25 protein-coding genes are annotated in these 26,133 nt (G+C 70.7%); 7 read left to right on the top strand and 18 right to left on the bottom strand.

Going from position 1 to position 26,133, the window contains the following annotated elements; all coding sequences use genetic code 11:
* The first annotated feature begins 223 nt into the window (after positions 1-223).
* Together ACFYRX_RS11415 and ACFYRX_RS11410 are read left to right on the top strand one after the other, a co-directional pair.
* Positions 224-1,006 (top strand): hypothetical protein, encoded by a 783-nt coding sequence (locus ACFYRX_RS11415; RefSeq protein ID WP_389098299.1) that lies wholly within the window; start codon positions 224-226, stop codon positions 1,004-1,006.
* A 78-nt stretch (positions 1,007-1,084) separates the two neighbouring features.
* A complete protein-coding gene (locus ACFYRX_RS11410) occupies positions 1,085-1,408 on the top strand; it encodes a hypothetical protein (protein WP_389098298.1) in 324 nt (107 codons plus the stop codon).
* Between the two features lie 50 nt (positions 1,409-1,458).
* Here ACFYRX_RS11410 and der read toward each other — a convergent pair whose 3' ends face one another.
* The 5 genes from der to aroH all read right to left on the bottom strand — a co-directional run bounded on the left by der (position 1,459) and on the right by aroH (position 5,918).
* Positions 1,459-2,943: a ribosome biogenesis GTPase Der gene (der, locus tag ACFYRX_RS11405; protein WP_389098296.1), complete on the bottom strand. Its 1,485-nt coding sequence runs from the start codon at positions 2,941-2,943 to the stop codon at positions 1,459-1,461.
* A 79-nt stretch (positions 2,944-3,022) separates the two neighbouring features.
* Complete coding sequence (locus ACFYRX_RS11400; protein ID WP_389099082.1) at positions 3,023-3,610, bottom strand: lysophospholipid acyltransferase family protein; 588 nt, start codon at positions 3,608-3,610, stop codon at positions 3,023-3,025.
* A gap of 53 nt (positions 3,611-3,663) precedes the next feature.
* A complete protein-coding gene (gene cmk, locus ACFYRX_RS11395; protein WP_389098294.1) occupies positions 3,664-4,350 on the bottom strand; it encodes a (d)CMP kinase in 687 nt (228 codons plus the stop codon).
* A gap of 123 nt (positions 4,351-4,473) precedes the next feature.
* Complete coding sequence (locus ACFYRX_RS11390) at positions 4,474-5,559, bottom strand: prephenate dehydrogenase (RefSeq protein ID WP_389098292.1); 1,086 nt, start codon at positions 5,557-5,559, stop codon at positions 4,474-4,476.
* Positions 5,556-5,918: a chorismate mutase gene (gene aroH / locus ACFYRX_RS11385; protein ID WP_389098290.1), complete on the bottom strand. Its 363-nt coding sequence runs from the start codon at positions 5,916-5,918 to the stop codon at positions 5,556-5,558. The genes ACFYRX_RS11390 and aroH overlap by 4 nt, the downstream gene beginning before the upstream one ends.
* Before the next feature lie 258 nt (positions 5,919-6,176).
* Here aroH and ACFYRX_RS11380 point away from each other — a divergent pair, with 258 nt between their 5' ends.
* The 3 genes from ACFYRX_RS11380 to ACFYRX_RS11370 are packed head-to-tail and all read left to right on the top strand — an operon-like array spanning position 6,177 to position 7,850.
* A complete protein-coding gene (locus ACFYRX_RS11380) occupies positions 6,177-6,839 on the top strand; it encodes a hypothetical protein (RefSeq protein WP_389098288.1) in 663 nt (220 codons plus the stop codon).
* A gap of 22 nt (positions 6,840-6,861) precedes the next feature.
* Entirely contained in the window at positions 6,862-7,443 is a 582-nt protein-coding gene (locus ACFYRX_RS11375; RefSeq protein ID WP_389098286.1) for a DUF6529 family protein, read from the top strand.
* Positions 7,440-7,850 (top strand): Rieske (2Fe-2S) protein, encoded by a 411-nt coding sequence (locus ACFYRX_RS11370; protein ID WP_389098284.1) that lies wholly within the window; start codon positions 7,440-7,442, stop codon positions 7,848-7,850. Before ACFYRX_RS11375 ends, ACFYRX_RS11370 begins: the two co-directional genes overlap by 4 nt.
* 16 nt (positions 7,851-7,866) lie before the next feature.
* Here the strand turns inward: ACFYRX_RS11370 and ACFYRX_RS11365 are convergent, their stop codons facing one another.
* From ACFYRX_RS11365 to ACFYRX_RS11310, 12 genes are all read right to left on the bottom strand, one after another.
* On the bottom strand, positions 7,867-8,883 hold the full coding sequence (locus tag ACFYRX_RS11365) for an ADP-ribosylglycohydrolase family protein (protein ID WP_389098282.1): 1,017 nt from the start codon (positions 8,881-8,883) through the stop codon (positions 7,867-7,869).
* Complete coding sequence (locus ACFYRX_RS11360; RefSeq protein ID WP_389098280.1) at positions 8,880-9,602, bottom strand: NUDIX domain-containing protein; 723 nt, start codon at positions 9,600-9,602, stop codon at positions 8,880-8,882. Before ACFYRX_RS11360 ends, ACFYRX_RS11365 begins: the two co-directional genes overlap by 4 nt.
* 72 nt (positions 9,603-9,674) lie before the next feature.
* On the bottom strand, positions 9,675-10,208 hold the full coding sequence (locus ACFYRX_RS11355; RefSeq protein WP_389098278.1) for a TIGR03086 family metal-binding protein: 534 nt from the start codon (positions 10,206-10,208) through the stop codon (positions 9,675-9,677).
* A 265-nt stretch (positions 10,209-10,473) separates the two neighbouring features.
* Positions 10,474-11,595: a pseudouridine synthase gene (locus ACFYRX_RS11350; RefSeq protein ID WP_389098276.1), complete on the bottom strand. Its 1,122-nt coding sequence runs from the start codon at positions 11,593-11,595 to the stop codon at positions 10,474-10,476.
* Positions 11,595-12,251 (bottom strand): SMC-Scp complex subunit ScpB, encoded by a 657-nt coding sequence (gene scpB / locus ACFYRX_RS11345; RefSeq protein ID WP_389098274.1) that lies wholly within the window; start codon positions 12,249-12,251, stop codon positions 11,595-11,597. Before scpB ends, ACFYRX_RS11350 begins: the two co-directional genes overlap by 1 nt.
* Positions 12,248-13,273: a segregation and condensation protein A gene (locus tag ACFYRX_RS11340; RefSeq protein ID WP_389098272.1), complete on the bottom strand. Its 1,026-nt coding sequence runs from the start codon at positions 13,271-13,273 to the stop codon at positions 12,248-12,250. Before ACFYRX_RS11340 ends, scpB begins: the two co-directional genes overlap by 4 nt.
* Before the next feature lie 18 nt (positions 13,274-13,291).
* On the bottom strand, positions 13,292-13,870 hold the full coding sequence (locus ACFYRX_RS11335) for a hypothetical protein (protein WP_389098270.1): 579 nt from the start codon (positions 13,868-13,870) through the stop codon (positions 13,292-13,294).
* Entirely contained in the window at positions 13,855-14,982 is a 1,128-nt protein-coding gene (locus tag ACFYRX_RS11330; protein WP_389098268.1) for a ParA family protein, read from the bottom strand. Before ACFYRX_RS11330 ends, ACFYRX_RS11335 begins: the two co-directional genes overlap by 16 nt.
* A gap of 413 nt (positions 14,983-15,395) precedes the next feature.
* A complete protein-coding gene (gene ald, locus ACFYRX_RS11325) occupies positions 15,396-16,511 on the bottom strand; it encodes an alanine dehydrogenase (RefSeq protein ID WP_389099080.1) in 1,116 nt (371 codons plus the stop codon).
* Between the two features lie 144 nt (positions 16,512-16,655).
* Entirely contained in the window at positions 16,656-18,716 is a 2,061-nt protein-coding gene (locus ACFYRX_RS11320; RefSeq protein ID WP_389098266.1) for a tetratricopeptide repeat protein, read from the bottom strand.
* Between the two features lie 287 nt (positions 18,717-19,003).
* On the bottom strand, positions 19,004-19,630 hold the full coding sequence (locus tag ACFYRX_RS11315; protein ID WP_389098264.1) for an NUDIX domain-containing protein: 627 nt from the start codon (positions 19,628-19,630) through the stop codon (positions 19,004-19,006).
* A gap of 84 nt (positions 19,631-19,714) precedes the next feature.
* On the bottom strand, positions 19,715-21,379 hold the full coding sequence (locus ACFYRX_RS11310; protein ID WP_389098262.1) for a CTP synthase: 1,665 nt from the start codon (positions 21,377-21,379) through the stop codon (positions 19,715-19,717).
* A 471-nt stretch (positions 21,380-21,850) separates the two neighbouring features.
* Here ACFYRX_RS11310 and ACFYRX_RS11305 point away from each other — a divergent pair, with 471 nt between their 5' ends.
* Both ACFYRX_RS11305 and ACFYRX_RS11300 read left to right on the top strand, forming a co-directional pair.
* A complete protein-coding gene (locus tag ACFYRX_RS11305; protein WP_389099078.1) occupies positions 21,851-23,656 on the top strand; it encodes a glycoside hydrolase family 15 protein in 1,806 nt (601 codons plus the stop codon).
* Positions 23,657-23,753: 97 nt separating this feature from the next.
* Positions 23,754-25,136 (top strand): FAD-binding oxidoreductase, encoded by a 1,383-nt coding sequence (locus ACFYRX_RS11300; protein ID WP_389098260.1) that lies wholly within the window; start codon positions 23,754-23,756, stop codon positions 25,134-25,136.
* Here ACFYRX_RS11300 and ACFYRX_RS11295 read toward each other — a convergent pair.
* Positions 25,123-26,079, bottom strand: coding sequence for an LLM class F420-dependent oxidoreductase (locus ACFYRX_RS11295; RefSeq protein ID WP_389098258.1), 957 nt, complete (start codon positions 26,077-26,079; stop codon positions 25,123-25,125). The two genes, ACFYRX_RS11300 and ACFYRX_RS11295, sit on opposite strands and share 14 nt — an antisense overlap.
* Positions 26,080-26,133 lie beyond the last annotated feature (54 nt).

Below are 26,133 nucleotides of genomic sequence, written 5' to 3'. Positions count from 1 at the left end.
CTTCACGCAACCAACTTCCGTGTGTTTCCCAGGGATTGACCGTGAGTGCCGGATTCCGCCTGAGCTGTGACCCTGCGCTGTCGATGGTTCGATTCCGTTCGCCCTGGAGCGTGACCCCCGCCACAGATCGCCCGTTGTCTTCTTCATGAGCCCGGGACCCGCCCGGTTCACGGACCGGGAGCCACCCGGCCCCGCCACGCACCACATCCCGAGGGAGTCACCCGTGCCGCGCATGCTCGACGTCAGCGACGAGGTACGCGCCGAGATCGGCGACGAAGAAGCCGACCGGCTGCTCGCCGGAGAGAACGCCCCCGGCAGTTACGACTGCACGTCCTGCCGCACCCAGGGCGACTCCGAACAGGAGCACACCAGCACCGTCCTGTTCATCGGCGACGAGACCGCCGTCCTGGCCTTCGCCCACGCCACCTGCCTGCCCTCCCAGGTCGTCCAGGTCACCGAGGAGCAGCTCCAGGGGGCGGTGAAGTCCATCACCGGCGACACCGTGGACCTGGATCCGGGGAAGGTCGTACCCGAGCAGGCGGTGCTCGGGGTGACCAGCGGACTCGTCCTGATCGCCGGGGAGCTGCACCCGGCGCTGGTCGTGGAGCCGACCGGGCCGATCGCGCGGCCGGGGGCGACAGGGCTCGGCGACGACTTCCTGCCGCTGCTGATCGAGCAGGGGTTCATGCCGCTGACGGCGATCGACGCGGCGCCGTCGGTGCTGCAAGGGTGGTCGGTGCTGCTCGCGGTGGGCCAGCTGCACGCGGTGCTCCAGCCGTCGGCGAACGGCGGTCAGCCGGTGGCCTGGTGGCAGGCGCACCAGCCGCTCCAGGTCACCGAGAGCTGGCGGGCCGCCGCCAACAAGCACCAGCAGGTACTGATGTTCGCGGCGCCGGTGGGCTCGATCGGACGGCAGCCCCGCGAGGACCTGCTGCGGGACGCCCTCGACAAGGCCGCGGCGAACGGCAAGCTGGTCGCCGCGGCGATGCCCCTCGCGGGCACCTGAGCGCCTGAGTCCCCGAGGTGAGTCGCGAAAGCCCCATGTCGGCCGCATCCGTTGGAACCCGCTGTCGTTTGGACATACGTGCACCCATACGACGCTCCGCGCCGGTTTCCCGGCGGACCATCGGCCACGCCGATCTACGACGCGCTCTACTCCGAGTACGTCAAGACCTTCCGTTCGCTGCCGGGTGACCGCAGCGGCGAGGAGGAGCTGGGCTTCACCGCGTTCGGGAACATTCCGCACGCCTCGGGCTCGTTCAGCAGCTCGTACAGCGCCTACAGCGCGGGGGCCTTCAGCGCCCGCCAGCAGTCGCAGTGGCAGCGGGTGGGGCACATCGGGCAGCAGCACACCGGGATGCACCACGTCCCGGCCGCGCTGCCGCCCGGCCCCCGCAGAGGGCTCTGAGACGTGAGGAAGGGCGGCCCCGGTCGGGGCCGCCCTTCCTCATGTCTGCGTCACTTCTTCTTGGCGTTGGCACCACGCTTCTCGCGCACCCGCACCGAGATGTGGATCGGGGTGCCCTCGAAGCTGAACTCCTCACGCAGCCGGCGCTCGATGAAGCGCCGGTAGCCCGCCTCGATGAAGCCGGAGGCGAAGAGCACGAACCGCGGCGGCTTGGTCCCGGCCTGGGTGCCGAACAGGATGCGCGGCTGCTTGCCGCCCCGGACCGGGTGCGGGTGGGCGGCGACCAGCTCGCCGAGGAAGGCGTTGAGGCGGCCCGTCGGGACGCGGGTCTCCCAGCCGGCGAGCGCCGCCTCGATCGCGGGAACCAGCTTCTCCATGTGGCGCCCGGTGCGCGCCGAGACGTTGACGCGGGGCGCCCACGCCACCTGGGCGAGCTCGGTCTCGATCTCCCGCTCCAGGTAGTAGCGGCGCTCCTCGTCGAGGGTGTCCCACTTGTTGTAGGCGATGACGATCGCACGGCCCGCGTCGACGGCCATGGTGACGATCCGCTGGTCCTGGACCGAGATGGACTCGGAGCCGTCGATCAGGATGACCGCCACCTCGGCCTTCTCGACGGCGGCGGCGGTGCGCAGCGAGGCGTAGTAGTCGGCGCCCTGCTGGAGGTGGACCCGCTTGCGGATACCGGCGGTGTCGACGAACTTCCAGGTGATGCCGCCGAGTTCGATCAGCTCGTCGACCGGGTCACGGGTGGTGCCCGCGACCTCGTTGACGACGACCCGCTCCTCGCCGGCCACCTTGTTCAGCAGCGAGGACTTGCCGACGTTCGGGCGGCCGATCAGAGCGATGCGGCGCGGGCCGCCGACCGCGGTGCCGAAGGTCTGCTCGGGCGCCTCCGGCAGGGCTTCCAGGACGGCGTCCAGCATGTCGCCGGTGCCGCGGCCGTGCAGCGCGGAGATGGGGTGCGGCTCGCCGAGGCCGAGGGACCACAGATACGACGCGTCGGACTCGCCGCTCTGGCCGTCGACCTTGTTCGCGGCCAGGACCACCGGCTTCCCGGACTTGCGCAGCAGCCGTACGACGGCCTCGTCGGTGTCGGTGGCACCGACCTTGGCGTCGACGACGAACACGACGGCGTCGGCGGCCTCGATCGCGTACTCGGCCTGCGCGGCCACGGAGGCGTCGATACCGAGGACGTCCTGCTCCCAGCCGCCGGTGTCGACGACCTTGAAGCGCCGGCCCGACCACTCGGCCTCGTAGGTGACGCGGTCGCGGGTGACGCCGGGCTTGTCCTCCACGACGGCCTCGCGGCGCCCGATGATGCGGTTGACGAGGGTCGACTTGCCGACATTCGGGCGTCCGACGACGGCGAGCACGGGCAGCGGCCCGTGACCGGCGGCCTCGATGGCCCCCTCGACGTCCTCGATGTCGAAGCCCTCGACCGCGGCGAGCTCCATGAACTCCGCGTACTCGGCGTCGCCAAGCGCTCCGTGGTCGTGCTCTTCGGAAGAGCCCTCGGAGTGGATGTGGTCGTTCATGAAGTCCGTACCTCGTTCATCGTGGTCATCGGTGGACCGGCCGGCCCTTTCGCCGGTTCGGTCCACTACTCAGTGTCGCCTAGCGCCCGGTGAGGCGCCTGGCGTTGTGCAGATGGGTGCTGAGCTGCTTCTGGATGCGCTCGGTCGCCTCGTCGAGCGCCTTGCGTGTGCGTCGCCCGCTGCCGTCGCCCGCCTCGAAGGGATCGCCGAAGACGACATCGACGCGGCTGCGCAGCGGGGGCAGCCCCTTCATCAACCGCCCCGGCTTCTCGGAGCTTCCCAGCACGGCGACCGGGACGACCGGCGCGCCGCTGCGGACGGCGAAGTAGGCGAGCCCGGCGCGCAGGGAGGCGAAGTCGCCCTCGCCCCGGCTGCCCTCCGGGAAGATGCCGAGCACACCGCCGACCGTCAGGACGTCGAGTGCCCGCGTGATCGCCCCTCGATCGGCCACCGAGCGGTCCACCTTGAGCTGCCCGATGGCCGTCAGGAAAGGATCCAGCGGGCCGACGAACGCTTCCTTCTTGATCAGGAAGTGCGTCGGCCTGGGCGCCACGCCCATGACCATCGGGCCGTCGATGTTGTGCGAGTGGTTGACCGCGAAGATCACCGGGCCGGTCGCGGGGACCTTCCAGGCGCCCAGGACACGCGGCTTCCACAGCCCGTACATCAGGCCGACGCCGATGCGCCGTCCTACCTCGGCGCCCTTTTCGGAGGGAGCAGTCACTTCCCGGCCCGCTTCTCCTCGACCAGGGTCACGACGCACTCGATGACCTGCGCGAGGGTGAGCTCGGTGGTGTCCACCTCGACCGCGTCGTCCGCCTTGGCGAGCGGCGAGGTCTTCCGGCCGGCGTCGGCCGCGTCCCGCTTGACCAGGGCCTCACGGGTGGCGTTGACGTCGGCCCCCTTGAGCTCCCCGCTGCGGCGGGCGGCTCGGGCCTCAGGCGAGGCGGTGAGGAAGATCTTGAGGTCGGCGCCGGGCAGCACGGTCGTACCGATGTCCCGTCCCTCGACGACGATGCCCTGTTCGGCACAGGCCGCGAGCGACCGCTGGAGCTCGGTGATCCGGGTCCGCACCTCGGGCACGGCGCTCACGGCGCTGACCTTGGAGGTGACCTCCTGGGTCCGGATCGGTCCGGCCACGTCCGTACCGTCGACCGTGATCGTCGGGTTCTCCGGGTCGGTGCCGGAGACGATCTCCGGCTTCCCGGCCACGGCGGCGATCGCGGTGGGGTCCTCGATGTCGATCCCGTTGGTCACCATCCACCAGGTGATCGCCCGGTACTGGGCGCCGGTGTCCAGGTAGCTGAGGCCGAGCTGCGCGGCGACAGCCTTCGAGGTGCTCGACTTGCCGGTGCCGGAGGGACCGTCGATGGCGACGATCACGGGCTGGGCGGCGCCGTTTTCCACGGGGGGACACCTTTCGGGTGCGGTGTGGCGGGTGGTGTGGGGGCGCGACTGTGCCCCGCACAAGGTTACTGGCTCCCCGGGCCCCGTCTTACAGACGGATGATCCCCCGGATCGTCCGCCGGATCACTGCCTGATCGCCCAGCCCCGCTCCCGCAGCGCGGCCGACAGCACCGGTGCGGCCTGCGGCTCCACCATGAGCTGCACGAGACCGGCCTGCTGCCCGGTCGCGTGTTCGATCCGTACGTCCTCGATATTGACCCCGGCCCGGCCCGCGTCCGCGAAGATCCGGGCCAGCTGTCCCGGCTGGTCGTCGATCAGCACGGCCACGACCTCGTACGTCCGGGGAGCGGAGCCGTGCTTGCCGGGCACCCGCACCTGCCCGGCGTTCCCCCGCCGCAGCATGTCCTCGACCCCGGAGGCCCCCTCGCCCCGCTTGGCCTCGTCCGCGGACTGCAGCGCCCGCAGCGCCTGCACTGTCTCCTCCAGGTCACCGGCGACATCGGTGAGCAGATCGGCCACCGGGCCCGGGTTCGCGGAGAGGATGTCGATCCACATCCCGGGATCGGACGCGGCGATCCGGGTCACGTCCCGGATCCCCTGACCGCACAGCCGTACGGCGGCCTCCTCGGCGTGCTCGAGCCGTGCGGCGACCATGCTGGACACGAGGTGGGGCATGTGGGAGACGAGCGCCACGGCCCGGTCGTGGGCGTCGGCGTCCATCACCACCGGAACGGCACGGCAGTGCGAGACCAGCTCCAGGGCGAGGTTCAGCACCTCGGTGTCGGTGTCCCGGGTCGGCGTCAGCACCCAGGGACGGCCCTCGAAGAGATCCGCGCTGGCGGCAAGCGGTCCGGACTTCTCCCGCCCGGACATCGGATGCGTGCCGATGTACGAGGACAGGTCGAGCCCGAGGGCCTCCAGCTCCCGCCGCGGCCCGCCCTTGACGCTGGCCACGTCGATGTACCCGCGGGCGACACCGCGCCGCATGGCGTCGGCGAGCACTGCGGCCACGTGCGCGGGGGGCGCCGCGACGATCGCGAGGTCGACGGGCCCCTCGGGCGTCTCGTCGGTGCCTGCGCCGAGCGCGGCCGCCGTTCGGGCCTGCTCGGGGTCGTGGTCGGCGAGGTGCACGGTGACACCCCGGGCCGCCAGCGCCAGCGCGGCGGAGGTGCCGATGAGCCCGGTGCCGATGACGAGCGCGGTCCTCACTGCGCGATGTCCTTGCGCAGGGCGCCCGCGGCGCCGAGGTAGACGTGCGCGATGTCGGCGCGGGGCCGGTCGGACTCTATGTGCGCGAGGACACGGACGACCCGGGGCATGGCGCCCTGGATGTCGAGTTCCTGGGCGCAGATCAGCGGGACGTCCACGATGCCGAGCTTGCGGGCGGCGGCGGCCGGGAAGTCGCTGTGCAGGTCGGGCGTGGCCGTGAACCAGATGCTGATCAGGTCGTCGGTGGTCAGCTCGTTCCGCTCCATGATGGCGGTGAGCAGCGCCCCGACCTGCTCGTCCATGTGGCCGGCCTCGTCCTGTTCGAGTTGGACGGCGCCCCGGACCGCTCGTACCGCCACGGCGTTGCTCCCTGCTGGTGTTCGGCTCTGGTCCATCCAGCCTAGTCAGCCCGTGCGGGACAAGCGTGCGGCGCCCGTCCCGTGAGACGCGACCGCCGCGGCACGCCCGCCCGCCGCTTTCCGGCGTCGGACCGTGCCAATGTCACCTGAATGTCGCAGTTCCGCTACTTGGGGTGAAAACACACCCGTGCGCCTCTGGACTAGGAGCCGCACGTCCGCTCTGATGGCAGGAAACTCGCCTCGGGGGAGGCCCCATACATGAAGCGTTCCGGACCCTTGCTCACACTGCTCGCGGGGTTGCTGGTCGGTTTGTTCATGCTCTCGCTCAACGCGACGACGGGAGAGAAGCCCACAGCCGCGACCGTGAAACCGTCGGCCGGCACCAAGGCGTCACCGAACACCGCACCGCCGAAGACGTCCGCCCCGCCCAGCCCGTCCCCGTCCCGCACACCCGTGCCGGAGGGCGTCTACGCGGGCCGTACCGACGACGACTCCTCCGCCGTCGCGATCACGGTGCGCGACGACAAGGCGATCGCGTACGTCTGCGACGGCCACAACATCGAGTCGTGGCTCCAGGGCGACGTGAAGGACGACGGCAGCCTGCACCTCACCGGCAAGGGCGGCGCACGCCTGGACGGCACGGTGAAGGGCACCAAGGAGATCCGCGGCACGGCGGCCGTCGGCAGCGGACGCTATGCCTTCACCGTCGACAAGGCGAAGAAGCCGTCCGGCCTGTACCGGGCGAACAGCACGGTGGCCGGAGCGAAGATCGAGGGCGGCTGGATCGTCCTGCCCAAGGGCGAGCAGGTCGGCATCCTCACGCGCGACGGCAAGCGCTCCGCGGCACCCGAGATCGACCCGGAGACCGGTGCGGTGACGGTCGACGGACAGCAGCTCACGGCCCGCCCGGTGACCCCCTGACCTCCGCCCGAGGGAGCCGATCATGACCGTCGACCCGAACGCGGCCACCCAGAGCTGGCCCTCACCCGAACCCGAGCGCCGCCCCGGCCCGGCCCGCTATCTGATCCCCGCCCTCGTGGCCGCCGCGGTGGCGGTCGCCCTGGGCGCCTACGGCAAGGTCCACGACCCGACGGGGACGGCCTTCAACCTCGCCGGCTTCAGCAGCACGGGCGCGGTCAAGTCGTGGCTGGCGACGGTCGCGTTCTTCTTCGCGATCGTGCAGCTCGTCTCGGCCCTGATGGTGTACGGCAAGCTGCCGGGCCCGAGTTGGTCGTCCACCCTGCACCGCTGGTCCGGCCGCGTGGCGTTCCTCGTCGCGGTGCCGGTCGCGGTGCACTGTCTGTACGCGCTGGGCTTCCAGTCGTACGAATCACGCGTTCTGTGGCACTCCCTCTTCGGTTGCTTCTTCTTCGGTGTCTTCAGTGCCAAGATGCTGCTGCTCCGCTCGGAGCGACTTCCCGGCTGGCTGCTGCCGATCATCGGTGGGCTCGTCTTCAGCGCGCTCACGATCCTCTGGCTGACCTCGGCCCTCTGGTTCTTCCGCACCTTCGGAGTGACGACATGACGCACAGCCCGACGCGACGCACGGCCCTTCTCGCGACGGGCGCCACCGCGCTGACCGTCGGCTGCGGCGAGTACGGCGGCAGCAGTGACTCCGGGTCCAGTTCGGTGGAGGCGTCGGCCGGCACCGAACTGGCGAAGACGAGTGAGATCCCGGTCGGCGGCGGGAAGATCTTCAAGGACGAGAAGGTCGTGGTCACGCAGCCGAAGAAGGGCGAGTTCAAGGCTTTCTCGAACATCTGCACCCACCAGGGCTGCGCGGTGACGAGCGTGTCCGGCGGCACCATCAACTGCCCGTGCCACGGCAGCAAGTTCAACATCACGGACGGCTCGGTGGCCAACCCTCCGGCGCCGAAGCCCCTGCCCGAGAAGCAGATCACCGTCAGCGGCGACTCGATCCAGCTCGCCTAGTAATGCTTCGTCAGGTCTAGGCGTCCCAGAGCGCTCCGAGCGTCACCAGTTCGCTGCCGTACTCGATCCGGTCGGCCCACTCCACCGGCCATGCCTCCGCTCCCAGGTGGGCGCCCGCGAAGGCGCCCGTCAGGCAGGCGATCGAGTCGGAGTCGCCGGAGGTGCAGGCGGCCCGGCGCAGGGCGGTCAGCGGCTCGTCCGGGAACTGCAGGAAGCACAACAGCCCGGTCACCAGGGCCTCTTCGGCGATCCAGCCGGCCCCGGTGGCCAGGCACGGGTCCTCCTCGGGCGAGGCGGTGCGCACGGCGTCGTCGAGCCGGTCGAGGACCGCCAGGCACTCGTCCCAGCCGCGCGCGATGAACTGCCCGGGCGTCCGGTCCTGACTGCGGGTCCACAGATCGCCGAGCCAACGCTCGTGGTACCGGCCCCGGTTCGTCACGGCGTACGCCCGCAGCATCCCGACCAGTTCGCCCGGCTCGGCCCCCTGCGTGAGCAGCCGTACGGCACGCGCGGTGAGGTCGGACGCGGCGAGCGCGGTCGGGTGCCCGTGGGTGAGCGCGGACTGCAACTGGGCGGCACCGGCTCGCTGTTCGTCGCTGAGCCCGGGGACGAGTCCGACGGGCGCGACGCGCATGTTGGCCCCGCAGCCCTTGGAGTTGATCTGGCTGGCGTCCTGCCAGGGCAGATCCGCGCGCTCCAGCAGGTTGCACGCCGTGAGGCAGGTGTTGCCGGGGGCGCGGTTGTTCTCCGGGGAGCGGTTCCACGCGATGAACTCCTGGCGGACCGGCCCCGCCATGTCGGATCCGAGCACCCCTCGGTCCATCGCCGTCCGCAGCCCCCTCGCCACCGCCAGCGTCATCTGGGTGTCGTCGCTGACGATCGCCGGTGTCGACAGCGCCATCTCCCGCCACGGCCCGAACTTGGCGAGGATCGACGGCACGCTGTTGAACTCGGTCGGGAAGCCGAGGGCGTCCCCGAGGGCGAGCCCGACGAGGGTTCCGGTGGCGGCGCGTTTGGTGAGGATCGTGGTCATGCGGGGCGTCCTTTCGGGGACGGTCGAAGGAGAGGGGGATGCAGGGCGGTGGCCGGTCCCGCGCGGTAGAGCGCGGCCGGTTTTCCGCGGCCGCCGGTCAGGCGTGCGGCGCCGGGGACGGCTTCGACGAAGCCGGGCGTGGCGAGCACCTTGCGGCGGAAGTTGGGCCGGTCCAGGACGGTGCCCCATACGGTCTCGTACACCTGCTGGAGCTCGCCGAGGGTGAACTCGGGCGGGCAGAAGGAGGTGGCGAGGCAGGTGTACTCGAGCTTGGCGCCGACGCGTTCGTGGGCGTCGGCCAGGATCCGGTCGTGGTCGAAGGCCAGCGGCCCGGTCGCGTCGTACGGCACCCAGCGGGCTTCGGCCGCGTCGCTGCCGCCGTGCGGCTCGGGCGGGTCGGGCAGCAGGGCGGCGTACGCGACGGAGACGACCCGCATGCGTGGGTCACGGTCGGGCTCGCTGTAGGTCCGCAGCTGTTCCAGGTGCAGCCCGGAGAGGTCCGACAGGCCGGTCTCCTCGGCGAGTTCGCGTCGCGCGGCGGTCTCCGCGGACTCGTCCGGGTGCACGAACCCGCCGGGGAGCGCCCACTGTCCGGCGTACGGTTCCTGTCCCCGCTCCACGAGCAGCGCGTGCAGGGCACCTTCGGCGACGGTCAGGACGGCGAGGTCGACGGTGACGGCGAAGGGCTCGTGGGCGTACTTGTCGTAGTCCACTCGCATCCGCCTCCTTTATGGTCAGCACGACTAATAGTCGCTACGACTATAAAGGGGTGGAGCGGGATTCGACAAGCCCTAGGAAGAGCGCCCCAGGAAGCCGAGAAGCCGCACTCCGGGCTGTGCGCGGGAGGGCACGTGGACCGGTTCGGCGAAGCGCACGCCCCGGTCCTCCTCCCCCACCACGCACTGGGCGACAGACAGCAGTTCGGCCGCGAGGCCGTCCGGGATGGGCCGCCGCTGCCCGCAGGCCCGGGCCACGTCCCACCCGTGCACGGTGATCTCGACGGCACCGACGGCGGCCATCACCCGTACGTCCAGCGGCCGTTCGCCCACCAGCACGTCCTCGGGCGGCCCGGCCGCCCACGCGCCGAGCACGGCACGCGCGCGTGCACGGAAGCCGCAGACCCGGTCGGCGTGCGGGAACAGCCCGATCCGCGCACCGGCCAGTCCCTCGTACAGCGCGTCCAGGGAGTCGTCGAGATGGCCCAGCAGCTCCCTCAGATCCCATGGGGCGCACGGCGTTTCCCTGCCGAGGCCCACGCTCCCCACGTCCGCCACGCTGCCCAGCGTGTAGGCGAGCGAGCGCTCCAACAGTTCCCCCGCGCTCATGACAGCACCTCCGCCGGACCGCTGGAACGACCCCTCAACGGTCCCGCAGCGGCCTCCTGGGCCCGGGGAGCCCGAAGGGCCACGAAGGCCGCACACGGCCCTCCAACGACGTCGGACACACCTCGTCACGGAAACCGGTCCTCGCGTCCATCTCCACTCCCTCCGTCACGGATACAGACGGGCGGGAGACCCGAAACGCATCGGCCGGTCCCGGAGAAATCCGGAACCGGCCGCACACGCGCGTGCGAGGGAACTCGCGGGGGGACTACAGATCGACTTCCTGCATCAGCATGCCGACCTCGGTGTTGGACAGCCGCCGCAGCCAGCCCGACTTCTGGTCGCCCAGGGTGATGGGGCCGAACGCGACCCGCACCAGCTTGTCGACCGGGAAGCCGGCCTCGGCGAGCATGCGGCGCACGATGTGCTTGCGCCCCTCGTGCAGCGTGACCTCGACGAGGTAGTTCTTGCCGGTCTGCTCGACGACACGGAAGTGGTCCGCCTTCGCGTACCCGTCCTCCAACTGGATGCCGTCCTTGAGCTGCTTGCCCAGGTCGCGCGGGATCGGGCCCACGATGTGCGCGAGGTAGACCTTCTTCACGCCGTACTTGGGGTGGGTCAGCCGGTGGGCCAGCTCGCCGTGGTTGGTGAGCAGGATGACGCCCTCGGTCTCGGTGTCGAGCCGGCCCACGTGGAACAGCCGCGTCTCACGGTTGGTCACGTAGTCGCCGAGGCACTGCCGGCCCTCGTTGTCCTCCATCGTGGAGACGACACCGGCGGGCTTGTTCAGCGAGAAGAACTGGTACGACTGCGTCGCGACCGTCAGGCCGTCGACCTTGACCTCGTCCTTCTCCGGGTCGACCCGCTTGCCCTGCTCCAGGACGATCTCGCCGTTGACCTCGACCCGCGCCTGCTCGATGAGCTCCTCACAGGCCCGCCGCGAGCCGTAGCCCGCGCGCGCGAGGATCTTCTGCAGCCGCTCGCCCTCCTGCTCGGCACCCGGGAAGGTCTTCGGCGGCTTCACGTCCTTCTTGCCCGCGTACCGCTCGCGGTTGCGCTCCTCGGCCCGCGCCTCGTACTCGCGGGAGGTCGCCGGGACCGAACGGCCACGCCCGGTGCCCTGGCTCTGCTTGGGGCCGCCCTTGGCCCCGCCGCGCGCGGAGGCACCGCGCCCGGACTTCGGCCCGTCGTGGGTGGCGCCGGGGCCCACGTCGTAGCGGCGCTCCTCGGGACGGGGATTGCCCGCGCGCTTCGGCCTGTCGTCGCGCCCCGCCCCGCCCTTCGGCTGGGAGCCGCCGGCGCCCGTCCCGCGGGGCTTGCCGCCCCCACTGCTTCCCCGGGGGTTGCCGCGCCCGTTGTTCCTGCCACTGCCGCTGCCACTGCTTCGCATCAAAGTTCCGTCGTCGTCGAGTCGTCTGCATCTGCATCCGGTGCGTCCGGATCGAACGACGGGACCCCTTCCAGCGTCTCGGCCTCGATCGCCTCCGCCTCCGGGAGGAAGGGCGCCAGCTCCGGGAGCTCGTCCAGGCCGCGCAGGCCCATCCGCTCCAGGAAGTAGTTCGTCGTCACGTACAGGATCGCACCTGTTTCGGGTTCCGTGCCCGCCTCCGCCACCAGACCCCGCTGCAGAAGGGTGCGCATCACACCGTCACAGTTCACTCCGCGCACCGCGGAGACCCTGCTGCGGCTGACCGGCTGGCGGTACGCGACCACCGCCAGCGTCTCCAGAGCTGCCTGGGTGAGCCGGGCCTGCTGCCCGTCCAGGACGAAGCGTTCCACGGCCGCGGCGTACTCGGCCCGGGTGTAGAAACGCCAGCCGCCCGCGACGTACCGCAGCTCGAAGCCGCGCCCCTGCACGGTGTAGTCGTCGGCGAGTTCCCTGAGCGCCTTGCCGATCTGCCGCCGGGGCCGCTCCAGGATCTTCGACAGCTGCTCCTCGGTCGCGGGCTCGTCCACGACCATGAGGACGGCCTCCAGCGCCGGCTTCAGGTCGAGGTCGGCGACACCGGGCGACCCCGCCACGACCTCGGTGGTCTCCTCGCTCACGCCTTGTCCTCCTTGGGCGGCTCGGGCGGTCGGTCGAACTCGTCGGTCACCGTCGGCTCGGCCTCCCCCTCGCCGCCGGTCCACCGCACGATCAGCTCCCCGAGAGCGGTCTCCTGGTCCAGCGCCACGGCCTTCTCCCGGTACAGCTCGAGCAGCGCGAGAAACCTCGCCACGACGGTCAGGGTGCCGTCGGCGTCCTCCACCAGCAGGCGGAAGCTGGCCTCGCCGAGCTCCCTGAGCCGCGCGACCACGATCCCCGCCTGCTCCTGGACACTGACCAGGGGCGCGTGGATGTGGTCGACGTACACCTGCGGCTTGGGCTTGGGCTGCATCGCCTTCACGGCGAGCTTCGCGAACCCCTCGGCGCCGATGCTGATGACCACCTCGGGCAACAGCTCGGCGTGGTGCGGCTCAAGGCCGACGGTACGGGGATAGCGCCGGCCCTCCTCGTCGAGACGCCGGTTGAAGATATCGGCGATCTGCTTGTACGCGCGGTACTGCAGCAGCCGCGCGAAGAGCAGGTCCCGCGCTTCGAGGAGCGCCAGGTCGGCCTCGTCCTCGACCTCGGCGGCGGGCAGCAGCCGGGCGGCCTTGAGGTCGAGGAGAGTGGCGGCGACGACGAGGAACTCGGTCGTCTCGTCCAGGTCCCAGTCCGGACCCATCGCACGGATGTACGCCATGAACTCGTCGGTGACCTTGGAGAGCGCCACTTCGGTGACGTCCAGCTTGTGCTTCGAGATCAGCTGGAGGAGGAGGTCGAAGGGCCCCTCGAAGTTGGCGAGCCGAACCTTGAAGACACCGTCGGAGGCTTCTTCCGGGGATGCGACGGCCTGCGCCTGCTCCTGACCGGCGCCGCCGCCATGCCCGTCCGCCTCAGCGGGAGCCCCGGTCTCCGCGACCGGCTCGTCGTCCACCTCGACCGGTACGACGACGGCGGGTGCCGCTTCCGGCCCCCGCCCCAGCACACGCCGACGACCGGCAGAGCCGCCGGCGCCGGGCACGGGAACGTCGTTCGAGGTCATAGCCCTCGCAGGCTACCGCTACCGCCCGCGCAGCCGACGGACGAGAATGCTCGCGTCCCCGCGTGATTCCAGATCCGCCAGCACCACGGCGACCGCCTCGCGCACGATCCGCCCACGGTCCACCGCGAGCCCGTGCTCACCCCGGAGCACCAGACGGGCGTGCTCCAGATCCATGAGCTCCTCGGCCGACACGTACACGGTGATCTTCTCGTCGTGCCGCTCGCGCCCGCTGGGCCGCCGGGAGGGAGACCGGCCGCGCTTGCCGCGCTGCTGGGCACCGCCGGAGGCCTGGGCTGAACCTTCCTGCGCCTCCTGACGTCGGGCGGTGCGCTCCGCGGCAGCCGCCCGGATACGGGACTCGCCCGCCTCCGCCGACTCGGCGTCGACCGCCACGTGCTCGGCCCCGTCGCCGTCCCCGTCCCGGGCGGGGACGGACTGCGGCGCGTCCTCGGCCGCCGCCGCGTCGGACTCCCCCGCGGGAGCCGGTACCCGGGCCTCGCCGTTGGCCCCCCGCCGGGGAGAGGACGCCTGGAGCGCCATCCCCCCTGTCGTACGGAACAGTTCGTCGGCCCCCGGCAGACTCACTCGGCGTGACACCGGGCGAGCACCTCCCTGGCGAGCTGACGGTAGGCGGCGGCGCCGACGGAGTTGGAGGCGTACGTGGTGATCGGCTCACCGGCGACCGTGGTCTCCGGGAAGCGGACCGTGCGCCCGATGACCGTGTGGTAGACGTGGTCGTCGAACGCCTCGACGACACGCGCGAGCACCTCACGGCTGTGCACGGTGCGCGAGTCGTACATGGTGGCGAGGATGCCGTCGAGCTCCAGATCCGGGTTGAGCCGTTCCTGGACCTTCTCGATGGTCTCCGTCAGCAGTGCGACCCCTCGCAGGGCGAAGAACTCGCACTCCAGAGGCACTATCACCTTGTGCGCGGCCGTCAGAGCATTGACCGTGAGCAGACCGAGTGAAGGCTGACAGTCGATCACGATGTAGTCGTAGTCGGCCATGAGCGGCTTCAGGGCACGCTGCAATGTCGACTCACGGGCGACCTCGGAGACCAGCTGGACCTCCGCCGCCGACAAGTCGATATTGCTCGGCAGCAGGTCCATGTTGGGGACCGCGGTCTTCAGCAGGACCTCGTCGGCCGCCATGCCCCGCTCCATGAGCAGGTTGTAGACGGTGAGGTCGAGCTCCATCGGGTTGACACCCAGCCCCACCGACAGCGCGCCCTGCGGGTCGAAGTCCACCAGCAGCACGCGTCGGCCGTACTCCGCGAGTGCCGCACCCAGGTTGATGGTCGACGTCGTCTTGCCCACGCCGCCCTTCTGGTTGCACATCGCGATGATCGTCGCGGGTCCGTGACTGGTCAGCGGGCCCGGGATCGGGAAGTACGGCAGCGGGCGTCCGGTCGGACCCACGCGCTCACGCCGCTGACGGGCCGCGTCCGGCGCGAGCGTCGCCGCGTACTCCGGATCGGGCTCGTACTCGGCGTCGGGGTCGTAGAAGTGCCCCTCGGGCAGTTCGTCGTAGTCGGCGAAGTGGTTGTGGGGCGCGCCACTTCCGTCGCCGGCCATGGCGTTCACGTGATGGCCATCCATGCTCTGGTGTGCTGTCCGCACGGTGCGCGGACTCTGATGGGCTGCGAAGGTGCGCACCGCGACGGAGCCGACAGCCTCGAAGCCCGCGGGGCCCTGGGCCTCGGCGGGCATTCCTGGTTGACCACCCCCGGGAAGAAATGTCGACTCATTCACAAGTCGTCTTACCTCCTTGGTGACCAGGAAACTTCTAGACAAGGTCAGCGTGGCACCATGCCGACGGTTGGCGACTCTATGGCGTGTCGGGTGTTCACAGCAACACAATCCGCCGGACCCGGCAGGATGTGTCGGCAATGAAACATCCCGCTGTCAAGGGCGTACGGCAGTCGCACGGCAGGTTTCGCCGGTGTACGAATCGGTTCAAGGGTTACGTTCGACGCGAGTTGACCGAGAGTCGCAAAGTGACCATACACACATCCGGCCGGACCTTCTCGGGCAAGGTCCGGCCGTGCGTACGTCGTTGACGCGCCTTGTTGACGTATCGCCTTTACGAAAAGGTGACTTAGCCATCCGGCGAGGTCACAGGCTCAGCCGAGCAGCGTCTCCAGCTCCACGTGCTCCAGGCCGTGCGCCTCCGCGACCTCCCGGTAAACGACCTTGCCGTCATGGGTGTTGAGACCCTTGGCCAGCGCGGGATCCCGGCGCAGCGCCTCCACCCAGCCGCGGTCGGCGAGTTCGACGATGTACGGCAGCGTCGCGTTGGTGAGCGCGTAGGTGGACGTGTTGGGCACCGCGCCGGGCATGTTGGCGACGCAGTAGAAGACCGAGTCGTGGACCCGGAAGGTCGGCTCGGCGTGGGTGGTCGGACGGGAGTCCTCGAAGCAGCCGCCCTGGTCGATGGCGATGTCGACAAGGACACTTCCGGGCTTCATCCGCGCCACGAGCTCGTTGGTGACCAGCTTCGGCGCCTTGGCGCCCGGGATGAGGACGGCACCGATGACGAGGTCGGCGTCCAGGACGGCCTTCTCCAGCTCGAAGGCGTTGGACATGATCGCCCGGACCTTGGTGCCGAAGACCTTGTCCGCCTCGCGGAGCTTGTTGATGTCGCGGTCCAGCAGCGTGACATGGAAGCCCATGCCCACGGCGATCTGCGTGGCGTTCCAGCCGGAGACGCCGCCGCCGATGACGACGGCCCGCGCGGGCTGGGTGCCGGGGACACCGCCCGGGAGGACACCGCGGCCACCGACCGAGCGCATCAGGTGGTAGGCGCCGACCTGCGGGGCGAGCCGGCCCGCGACCTCGGACATCGGGGCGAGCAACGGGAGCGCACGGGAGGGCAGTTCGACGGTCTCGTAGGCGATCGCGGTGGTACCGGACTCGATGAGCGCGTCGGTGCACTCCTTGGAGGCGGCCAGGTGCAGGTAGGTGAAGAGCGTCTGGTCCTTGCGCAGGCGGTGGTACTCCTCGGCGACGGGCTCCTTGACCTTGAGCAGCAGGTCGGCCGTGGCCCACACCTCGTCGGCGGTCTCCAGGATCAGGGCGCCCTCGGCGACGTACTCCTCGTCCGGGATGGAGGAGCCGAGGCCGGCGCCCCGCTCGATGACGACCTGGTGGCCGTGGCGCACCAGTTCGTGCACACCGGCGGGGGTGATGGCCACCCGGAACTCGTTGTTCTTGACCTCGCGGGGGATGCCGACCTTCACGTGGATCACGGTCCTTGGCTCAGTGGATGTGGGGCAATACAACACATACCCAGGCATGCACGAGCACACCAGGAGACACCGCAGGAGAAGGTGCGGCAGAGCCAGTCTAATGAAGGTGTTCCCGCTGTCTAGCCTTTCATTGCATCAATCTTCAGCGGATGTACTACGGATTTCGCAGGCATCAGCGTCTTGTTTCGGCTCGACGGCCTGCTGGGCCCCGGGTTCGCCCTGGGAAAGCTCCTCACCCAGCAGCCGCTCGGCGGCGCCGCGGTGCAGCCGGGCGGCCGCGGGATCGCCGAGGTGGTCCAGCGTGTCCGCGAGCCGCAACTCGAGCGCGGCCTGCAGCCGGACGTCCTCGGCGCGCCCGGCCCACTCGACGGCCTCCTGGCAGGTGCGCAGCGACTCCTCGGGGTGTCCGGCGTACTCCTGGACGCGGGCCAGTTCGCTCAACGCCCGCGCGTGGGCTGCGACATCGCCGTTCTTGCGGTGCCCGGCGAGCGCGGCCCGCCAGTTCCTGACCGCCTCGCCGTAACGGCCCGCACAGGTGTGCGCGGCGGCGATACGGCCGTACAGCCGGGCGGCCTCCGCGCGCTCGTCCCGCGCCAGCCGCTGAGCGAGGGCCCGGCCGAACCAGTCGGCGGCCCGGTCGTAGTCCCCGAGCTCCAGATGCGCGCCGCCTACGGATTCCATCGCGCGGCCGGTCGCATACGGGTCGTTCGCCTCCCGTCCGGCGTCCAGTGCCTCCCGGTAGCGGGCCAGCGCCTCCCGGGTCCGGCCCGTCCGGGCGTCCAGGTCGGCGAGGTTCAGCAGGGCGGCGGCCTTCTCACGGGGCAGGGCACGCCGCTCGGCCACGTCCAGGACCAGGCCGTGGATGCCGTAGAGGTCGGGGGCGGCGGCCTTCATCCCGAAGTGAGCGACCATCGTGCGCACGAGCTGCGACATCAGGCGCCGGGCGAGGGTGTCCAGCTCACCGTCGGCGACCGCCAGGCGGGCCGCGGCGAGCAGGGCGGGCTTCCGGACCCGCAGCCAGTCCTCGGCGGCCCTGGGGCTCGGGAAGCGCAGGGAGCGCGGCATGTCCTGGAGCTTCTCGCGGGCGTCGGGGTTGTCGGTCTCGGTGATCGCGCGGGAGGACTGGAGCAGCCGTACGGTCCGCTCCAGCATGCGGGCGCGGGCCAGTTGGAGCTCGGCCGGGCGCTCCCGGGCGTCGGCGAGGGCCTTGAGCAGCGGGTGCAGACAGCCGGGGACCATGTACTGCGGCAAGGGCGAGTCCACGGCGTGCAGCAGGCCGAGGGCGACGAAGTCGTCGAGGGTGGAGCGGGCGCCGTCCAGCGAGCAGCCGGCGAGCGCGGAGGCGGTGTGCGGGTCGACGAGGCCGGCCGGGGCGAGGGAGAGCAGTCGCAGCATCCGGGCGGCGGGGGTGGACAGGGACGTGTGGACCAGCTTGAAGACCCGGCTGAGCGGGCTCCCTTCGTCACTCTCCGCATGCAGGTGCTTGGCCAGATCGGCGACGGCGGCCTTGGGGCGGGCTGCGAGCCAGCCCCCGGCCAGCATCAGCGCGGCGGGGTGACCCTGGCACTCCTCGACGAGGCCCTCGGCGGTACGCGGATCGACGGTGATGCGGACCGACCCGGTGTGCCGGGACAGCAGATCCAGCGCGGCCTTGGTGTCGAGCCCGCCGAGGGTGCACGGACGGACGTCCGCGATCCCGGTCAGCGGGCCCCCGGAAACGGCCACGACCAGGCACTCCGGCGTATCCGGAAGCAGGGCGTCCACCTGCTCGGCGGCCACCGCGTCGTCGAGCAGGAGCAGTGTCCGCCGGTCGGCGAGGGCCTCGCGCAGCACCGCCGTGAGATCCTCCTCGGCGGCTCCGGCGGGCGCCGACACGTCGAGCGCGGCGAGCAGTTCACGGGCGGTGTTCCCGACCGGGACGGGGGTGCCGTCGGAGTCGCTCAGCCGGGCGCGCAGCACCCCGTCGTAACGCTCCGCAACCTGCCGTACGAGTTCCTCGGCGAGCTCGGTCCGGCCGGAGCCGGGGCGGCCCGCGATGAGCAGCACACGCGCGCGTGGCGCCTTCCGGCCCGCGATGGTGTCCAGACCGGCCCGCTCGATGTCGGCGAGCAGTTCCTTCAACTCCCGCGTCCGTCCCAGGAACCGACCCTCGCCCGACAGCCTCAAGCCGCCTGCGTCCACCGCCTGATCCGTCACGGGCCACACTCCCGTCCACCGCACGCGCAAAGCCCGCCGGTGACCCCGGTTCGGGCATAAAGAGCCTAGTTCACGCTCTGCAACGTTCCTGGTGGAGCACGACGATGGAGTCCCCCGATCGGATCAACGGATCATAGGAACTACGGCACTACGGCACTACGGCACCGGAGTACCGACAGGGGCGCGGGGCTGTACCGATATGCGGCTCCGCCGCGTGGGCGCGACCAGCCGCATCGGACCCGCATCCCGCGACGGTCAGACACCACTACGGCGCCACCCGCATCGGCTCAGCTCTCGAACGGCCGCGCCGGCCACTCCGCCTCAGCCGACCTCAACCCGTCCAACCCTCCGGAGGAGCGCGCGGCCACCAGCGAGAGCACGCCCACGACCAGGCAGTTGTTGTGCAACTCCCCCGCCAGCACCCCCCGCACCAGCTCGGAAACCGGCACACGCGCGTGCTCCATGTCCGCCTCCTCGTCCTCGACCTCGAACCGCTCCTCCTCGGCCTCGGACAGCCCCCTGGCGAGGAAGATCCGGATCGCCTCGTCGCAACCCCCCGGCGTCGTGTAGACGTCGGTCAGCACCCGCCAGTCCTCCGCCTTGACGTGTGCCTCCTCGTACAGCTCCCGCTGGGCCGCGTGCAGCGGATTCTCACCGGGCACGTCGAGCAGTCCGGCGGGGATCTCCCACAGCTTCTGCCGTACGGGGTGCCGGTACTGCCGGATGAGCAGGACCCGGTCCTCGTCGTCGAGGGCGAGGACGCCCACGGAACCCGGGTGGACCTGGTAGTCACGGCCGACCACCGACCCGTCGGGCATGACGACCTCGTCCGTGCGGACGGAGGTCTTGTTGCCCACGAAGGGGGTCTCCGTGGCCCGGATCTCCCACTCCTCCGGGGTGTCCTTGATCGTCATGCCCTGTCCTTCCCCACGTGCACAAAAGAAGCCGGGGCACTCGCCGTTGAATGCGCGCGCCCCGGCCACCGTACAACTGTCGTGCTACTTCGAAGTCTTCCGCTCGACCGAGGCCTTCACCAGGCCCGCGAACAGCGGATGCGGACGCGTCGGACGCGAGCGCAGCTCCGGGTGGGCCTGCGTGGCGACCAGATAGGGGTGGACGTCACGCGGGTATTCGACGTACTCGACGAGCTTGCCGTCCGGGGATGTGCCGGAAAACAGGATGCCCGCCTTCTTTTCGAGCTCGGCCCGGTAGGTGTTGTTCACCTCGTAGCGGTGCCGGTGCCGCTCCTCGACGTACTCCTTGCCGTCGTACACCTCGCGGACGATGGAGCCCTCGGCGAGCTTGGCCGGGTACATGCCGAGCCGCATGGTGCCGCCCATGTCGCCCTCGCCGGCGACGATGTCGAGCTGCTCGGCCATGGTGGAGATGACCGGGTGGCCGGTGGCCGCGTCGAACTCGGTGGAGTTGGCGTCCGGGATGTCGGCGAGGTTCCGCGCGGCCTCGATCACGATGCACTGCAGGCCCAGGCAGAGGCCGAGCAGCGGGATCCTGTTCTCGCGGGCGTACTTGATCGCGCCGACCTTGCCGAGCACACCGCGGTCGCCGAAGCCGCCCGGGATGCAGATGCCGTCCACGTCACCGAGCTGCGCCGCGGCGCCGGCCGGGGTCTTGCAGTCGTCGGAGGTGACCCACTTGATCTTGACGCGCGCCTTGTTGGCGAAACCGCCCGCGCGCAGCGCCTCGGTGACCGAGAGGTAGGCGTCGGGCAGGTCGATGTACTTGCCGACCAGCGCGAGTGTGATCTCGTGGTCGGGGTTGTGGACGCGGTCGAGCAGGTCGTCCCAGGTCGTCCAGTCCACGTCCCGGAACGGCAGGTCCAGCTTGCGGACGACGTAGGCGTCCAGGCCCTCGCCGTGCACGGTCTTCGGGATGTCGTAGATCGACTTGGCGTCGGGGCAGGCGACCACGGCGGACTCGTCGACGTCGCACATCAGCGAGATCTTGCGCTTGATCGCGGTCGGCACCTCGCGGTCGCAGCGCAGCACGATCGCGTCCGGCTGGATACCGATGTTGCGCAGTGCCGCAACCGAGTGCTGGGTCGGCTTCGTCTTCAGCTCACCCGAGGGTCCGATGTACGGGAGGAGGGAGATGTGGACGACGAAGACGTTGTCCCGGCCGACCTCGTGCCGGACCTGGCGGACCGTCTCGAGGAACGGCAGGGACTCGATGTCGCCGACCGTGCCGCCGACCTCCGTGATGACGACGTCGACCTCGTCGGTCGCCATCCGGCGGATGCGGTGCTTGATCTCGTTGGTGATGTGCGGGATGACCTGCACGGTGTCGCCCAGGTACTCACCGCGCCGCTCCTTGGCGATCACCGTGTTGTACACCTGGCCGGTGGTGACGTTGGCGGAGCCGTCGAGGTCACGGTCGAGGAAGCGCTCGTAGTGGCCGATGTCCAGGTCGGTCTCGGCGCCGTCGTTGGTGACGAACACCTCACCGTGCTGGAAGGGGTTCATCGTGCCCGGGTCGACGTTGAGGTACGGGTCGAGCTTCTGCATCACGACGCGCAGGCCCCGCGCCTTGAGCAGCATGCCGAGGCTGGAGGCCGTCAGCCCCTTGCCGAGCGAGGAGGCGACACCCCCAGTGACGAAGATGTGCTTGGTCGTCGTGGCTGTGCTGTTTCGAAAAGCAGCGGTCATGGCCAAGAGGAGGCTCCCGTGGTCGCGATCTGGAGGTGCGGTTCGGGGGTCAGGCGCCCACCGGTCCACGGGCTACCAGGGTATCAGCGCCGCGAGGAGATGGCTTCCGGCCACGCTCCGCACACGTGCCGACACGGACCCGCACGAACACACCCGTTTCTCACCCGTTGCTCACCCGTTCGGCCCACCCGCGTTGCCCGGAGCGGCACACAGATCATCTACGTGCGTCGTATCCTGCTCGGACACTCGCTGCCGAGCCCGGCCGGAAACACGGGACCACCCCCACCCGTAGGCGCCGGAACAACGAGAGCTCGTCAGTTCGTTGAGCAACAGTTGTCGTTTTGCCTCACGGCGGCAGGACTGTTTTGCTTCACCGCTCAACGACGCATTACAACGACCCCCTTGACCGCACCAAGCGACAGCCCCCTTTTTCCCTGAGGGGGTGACGTGGCCGTTCGACTGGAGTTGCACGTGGCCGGGCGCATCGAAGACTACGCACTCATCGGAGACATGCAGACCGCTGCCCTGGTCTGCCGGGACGGCACGGTGGACTGGCTGTGCCTGCCCCGCTTCGACTCGCATGCCATCTTCGCCGGCCTGCTGGGCACCGAGGAACACGGCTTCTGGCGGCTCGGTCCCGCGCACGCGGCCGACGCCGAGCCCCCCACCGCGGCCCGGCGCACCTACCGCGGCGACTCCCTGATCCTGGAGTCGGAGTGGGACACCCCACGCGGCACGGTCCGGGTGACCGATTTCATGCCCCCGCGTGACGGCGCCCCGCAGCTGATCCGGATCGTGGAAGGCGTCTCGGGCCGCGTCCCGATGCGCTCGGCCCTGCGCATGCGCTTCTCCTACGGCCGTGTCGTCCCGTGGGTCCACAAGCACGAAGGCCGCACGGTCGCCGTGGCGGGCCCGGACTCGGTGTGGTTCGACACCGACTGCGAGACCTACGGCAAGTCCCTGACGACGTACTCGGACTTCACCGTCGCCCCGGGCGACCGGATCGCGTTCACCATCTCGTGGGAGCCCTCGCACAAGCAGCCGCCCCCGCTGCCGGAGCCCGAGCAGTCGCTGGAGGCGACGGAGGACTTCTGGCGCGAGTGGGTCGAGCACTGTACGTACCACGGCCCCTACCGTGAGGCGGTGATCCGCTCGCTGATCACCCTCAAGGCGCTGACGTACGCCCCCACCGGCGGCATCGTGGCGGCCCCCACCACCTCCCTGCCCGAGGACATCGGCGGCGTCCGCAACTGGGACTACCGCTACACCTGGCTGCGCGACGCGGCCATCACCCTGTCCTCGCTGCTGCGCACCGGCTACCGGGAGGAGGCCCGCGCCTGGCGCGAGTGGCTGCTCAGAGCGGTCGCCGGCGACCCCGAGAACCTGCAGATCATGTACGGCATCGCGGGCGAACGGGAGTTGGGCGAGGCCGAGCTGGACTGGCTGCCGGGTTACGAGAACTCCGCCCCGGTCCGGGTCGGCAACGGCGCCGCGCACCAGCTCCAGCTCGACGTGTACGGCGAGGTCACCGAGGCGCTGCACCTCGGCCACATGACCGGCCTGGCCCGCAACGACTACGCCTCCCTGCTCCAGCTCAAGCTGATCCGCTACCTGGAGCAGCACTGGGACGAGCCGGACGAGGGCATCTGGGAGGTGCGCGGCCCGCGCCGGCACTTCGTGCACTCCAAGGTGATGGCCTGGGTCGCCGTCGACCGCACCATCAAGCTCATCGAGTCCGGCGACGCGGACGGCCCGCTGGAGAAGTGGCGCGACCTCCGCGACGACATCCACCGGGACGTGTGCGAGAAGGGTTACGACAAGGAGCGCAACACCTTCACGCAGTCGTACGGCTCGAAGGAGCTGGACGCCTCCCTGCTGCTGATCCCGCAGATGGGCTTCCTGCCGCCGGACGACAAGCGAGTGATCGGCACCATCGAGGCGATCCAGCGCGAGCTGTCCACCGAGGACGGCTTCATCCTGCGTTACCCGACCACCTCGGGCGACGACGAGAACCTCGACGGTCTGCCGGGTGACGAGGGCGCGTTCCTGGCCTGCTCGTTCTGGATGGCGGACGACCTCGCGATGATCGGCCGCGTGGACGAGGCCCGCAAGCTCTTCGAGAAGCTCCTGGCCCTGCGCAACGACCTCGGCCTGCTCGCCGAGGAGTGGGACCCGCGACTGAAGCGTCAGGTCGGCAACTTCCCGCAGGCCTTCAGCCACGTCCCCCTCATCGACACGGCACTGCGGCTGACGGCCTCGGGGGCGTACGGCGGTTGACCCTTACCGATCGGTGACGTCCGACGGTTGAACAGGACCGTTGGCCAAAGCCCGCCTAGGCTGGTGCCATCACCCCCGCAAGGAAGGGGGCGCCCCCATGGCATCCCCGTCAAAGGCGGGCGCGGCCATCACCGCGCTGCGCGAGGATCTGGTCGGCGACGTGTTCGCCCCGGGTGATCCGGGCTTCGACGAGGCCCGGACCGTCTTCAACTCGATGATCGACCGACGGCCCGCGGTCATCGCGCAGTGCATGAGCGAGGACGACGTCGTACGGGCCGTGCGCTTCGGACGAGACCTGGACCTGCCGATCGCGGTGCGCGGCGGCGGGCACAGCGTGGCCGGCATGGCACTCAACGACGGCGGACTCGTCATCGACCTCCGCCACCTGCGTACGGTCACCGTCGACCCCGCGGCCGGGGCGGTACGGGTCGCGGGCGGCGCCACCATGAGCGACCTGGACCGGGCCTGCCAGCCGCACGGCCTGGTCACCACCGGCGGCCGGGTGTCCACGACCGGCGTCGGCGGCTTCGTCCTGGGCGGCGGCTCCGGCTGGCTGGACCGCTGGTGCGGGCTCGCCGTCGACAACCTGCTCGGCGCCGACCTCGTCACCGCGGACGGTGAGCGGGTCCACGCGAGCGCCGACGAGAACCCGGAGCTGTTCTGGGGTCTGCACGGCGGCGGCGGCAACTTCGGCGTCGCCACCGCCCTCACCCTCGAGCTGCACGCCCTGCCCGAGTTCTCCATGGCACTGCTGCTGTACCTCCCGGAGTTCGGCCCCGAGGTGGTCCGCACCTACCGCGAGCTGATCTCCGTCGGCCCGGACGAGGCGAGCGGCGGTGTGCTGTACATCACCGGCCCGCCCGAGGAGTTCGTACCGCCGCACCTGGTCGGCACGCTCCTGTGCGGTGCGCTGCTGACGTACGCCGGGCCCGAGGAGGAGATGCTGAAGCTGGCCGAGCCGCTGCTCGCCCTGCCGCACGAGGCGGAGGTCATGGGGGCGATGCCGTACGCCGATGTCCAGTGCATGCTCGACGATCCGCCGGGGATGCGGAACTACTGGTCGGCGGAGTACCTGACGGGTGCGCCGGACGACTTCCTGGACGTCTACTGCTCCCGGGCGCAGTCCCTGCCCGTGCCGACCGGCACCATGCATGTGCTGTTCCCGCTGGGCGGCGCGATCGCCGCGGGTCCGCGCGACTACCCCGTGCCCTACCGGGACGCGCCGTGGGCCGTGCACCCCTTCGCGATGTGGGAGGACCCGGCGCAGGACGAGCGGTGCATCCAGTGGGTCCGGGACGCCTGCGCGGACGCCCGGCCGTGGAGCACCGGTGCGGTCTACCTGAACTTCATCGGCGACGAGGGCACCGAGCGGGTCACGGCCGGCGTCGGAGCGGAGAACGCCGGCCGGCTCTCCGCGCTGAAACGCCGCTACGACCCGGACAACGTGTTCCGCTTCAACCACAACATCAGGCCGGCATAAGGGCCGTCAGGGAGCGCTCGCCGCCCGGATCCCCCGCCGTCGCCGGAACGAGGGCGATCTCGTCCAGGCCCGCCTCGGCATACGTGTCGATCCTGGCCCGTACGGCGTCCACGTCGCCCACCAGACCGAGCGTGGCGGCCGCCTTCGGCGGGAGGGCGCGCAGCAGGGTCTCCGGGTCGGCCCCGGTCGCCGCGAGCATCACCGCCTCGCCGAAACCGGCCTCGACGAACACCTCGCTGTAGCCCGGCACGGTCAGGTATCCGGCGATACTGCCCAGTACCTGCGCGAGCGACTCCGGCGCCGGATCGACGGCCACCGGCAGCCACGCCGCGAGCGTCGGCGGCGTGCGGCCGACCTTCTCTGCCGCCGCGTCCAACTGCGCCCGCAACGCCCGCACCTGCTCCGGCGAGACCACGTCCAGCAGCATGCGGTCGGCGTGCGCGGCGGCCGTGGCGATCGCGCGGGGCCCGAAGGCGGCGACGGTGAGCGCGCCACCGGGCGCCGGGAGCCGTCGGCGGAACGTGCTGCCCGGCACGACCGGCTGCCCCGGAACGCCGTGCATCAGCCGCCGTACGGCTGCCGCGCTCTCCTCCAGTACGGCCGCGGGGCGCGTCCTGGGCCGGTCGTGCACGCCCTCCACCACCCGCTTGCTCGAGGTGCCCAGCGCCACTCCGACCGGCCTGCCGACCAGGGCCGCGACCGACGCGGCACCGCGGGCCACGGTGTACGGGTCGCGCACGGACACCGGCACCGGACCGGCGGTCAGCGTCACCCGCTCGGTAGCCCGCCCGATCGCGGCGGCGAGGACGAAGGAGTCCCACGTCGGCCCTTCCCCCGCCCACACCTCCCGGTAGCCGAGCCGGTCTGCGGCCACCGCCACCCGTATCGGCTCCTCGATGGGACTGTCGTCCTCACGGCCCACGGCAACCACGCTGAAGTACATGTCCCGGCCGCTACCCCGGCACGCCGGCGGGCACACCTCGGGTAGCGTCCGGCT

Source organism: Streptomyces sp. NPDC005374, assembly GCF_042872225.1.
Lineage (GTDB): Bacteria > Actinomycetota > Actinomycetes > Streptomycetales > Streptomycetaceae > Streptomyces.
Note: the sequence above shows the minus strand (reverse complement) of the source record. Positions and strands in the feature narration are given on the sequence as shown.

Bases quoted from the DNA above. Each gene is read 5' to 3' on its own strand.
- ACFYRX_RS11365 (WP_389098282.1), bottom strand. From the start codon at position 8,883: ATGACCACGATCCTCACCAAACGCGCCGCCACCGGAACCCTCGTCGGG.
- der (WP_389098296.1), bottom strand. From the start codon at position 2,943: ATGAACGACCACATCCACTCCGAGGGCTCTTCCGAAGAGCACGACCAC.
- ACFYRX_RS11310 (WP_389098262.1), bottom strand. From the start codon at position 21,379: ATGACCGCTGCTTTTCGAAACAGCACAGCCACGACGACCAAGCACATC.
- ACFYRX_RS11360 (WP_389098280.1), bottom strand. From the start codon at position 9,602: ATGCGAGTGGACTACGACAAGTACGCCCACGAGCCCTTCGCCGTCACC.
- ACFYRX_RS11375 (WP_389098286.1), top strand. From the start codon at position 6,862: ATGACCGTCGACCCGAACGCGGCCACCCAGAGCTGGCCCTCACCCGAA.
- ACFYRX_RS11400 (WP_389099082.1), bottom strand. From the start codon at position 3,610: ATGTACGGGCTGTGGAAGCCGCGTGTCCTGGGCGCCTGGAAGGTCCCC.
- ACFYRX_RS11340 (WP_389098272.1), bottom strand. From the start codon at position 13,273: ATGACCTCGAACGACGTTCCCGTGCCCGGCGCCGGCGGCTCTGCCGGT.
- ACFYRX_RS11295 (WP_389098258.1), bottom strand. From the start codon at position 26,079: ATGTACTTCAGCGTGGTTGCCGTGGGCCGTGAGGACGACAGTCCCATC.
- ACFYRX_RS11315 (WP_389098264.1), bottom strand. From the start codon at position 19,630: ATGACGATCAAGGACACCCCGGAGGAGTGGGAGATCCGGGCCACGGAG.
- ACFYRX_RS11330 (WP_389098268.1), bottom strand. From the start codon at position 14,982: ATGCCCGCCGAGGCCCAGGGCCCCGCGGGCTTCGAGGCTGTCGGCTCC.
- ACFYRX_RS11355 (WP_389098278.1), bottom strand. From the start codon at position 10,208: ATGAGCGCGGGGGAACTGTTGGAGCGCTCGCTCGCCTACACGCTGGGC.
- ACFYRX_RS11350 (WP_389098276.1), bottom strand. From the start codon at position 11,595: ATGCGAAGCAGTGGCAGCGGCAGTGGCAGGAACAACGGGCGCGGCAAC.
- ACFYRX_RS11370 (WP_389098284.1), top strand. From the start codon at position 7,440: ATGACGCACAGCCCGACGCGACGCACGGCCCTTCTCGCGACGGGCGCC.
- ACFYRX_RS11300 (WP_389098260.1), top strand. From the start codon at position 23,754: ATGGCATCCCCGTCAAAGGCGGGCGCGGCCATCACCGCGCTGCGCGAG.
- ACFYRX_RS11380 (WP_389098288.1), top strand. From the start codon at position 6,177: ATGAAGCGTTCCGGACCCTTGCTCACACTGCTCGCGGGGTTGCTGGTC.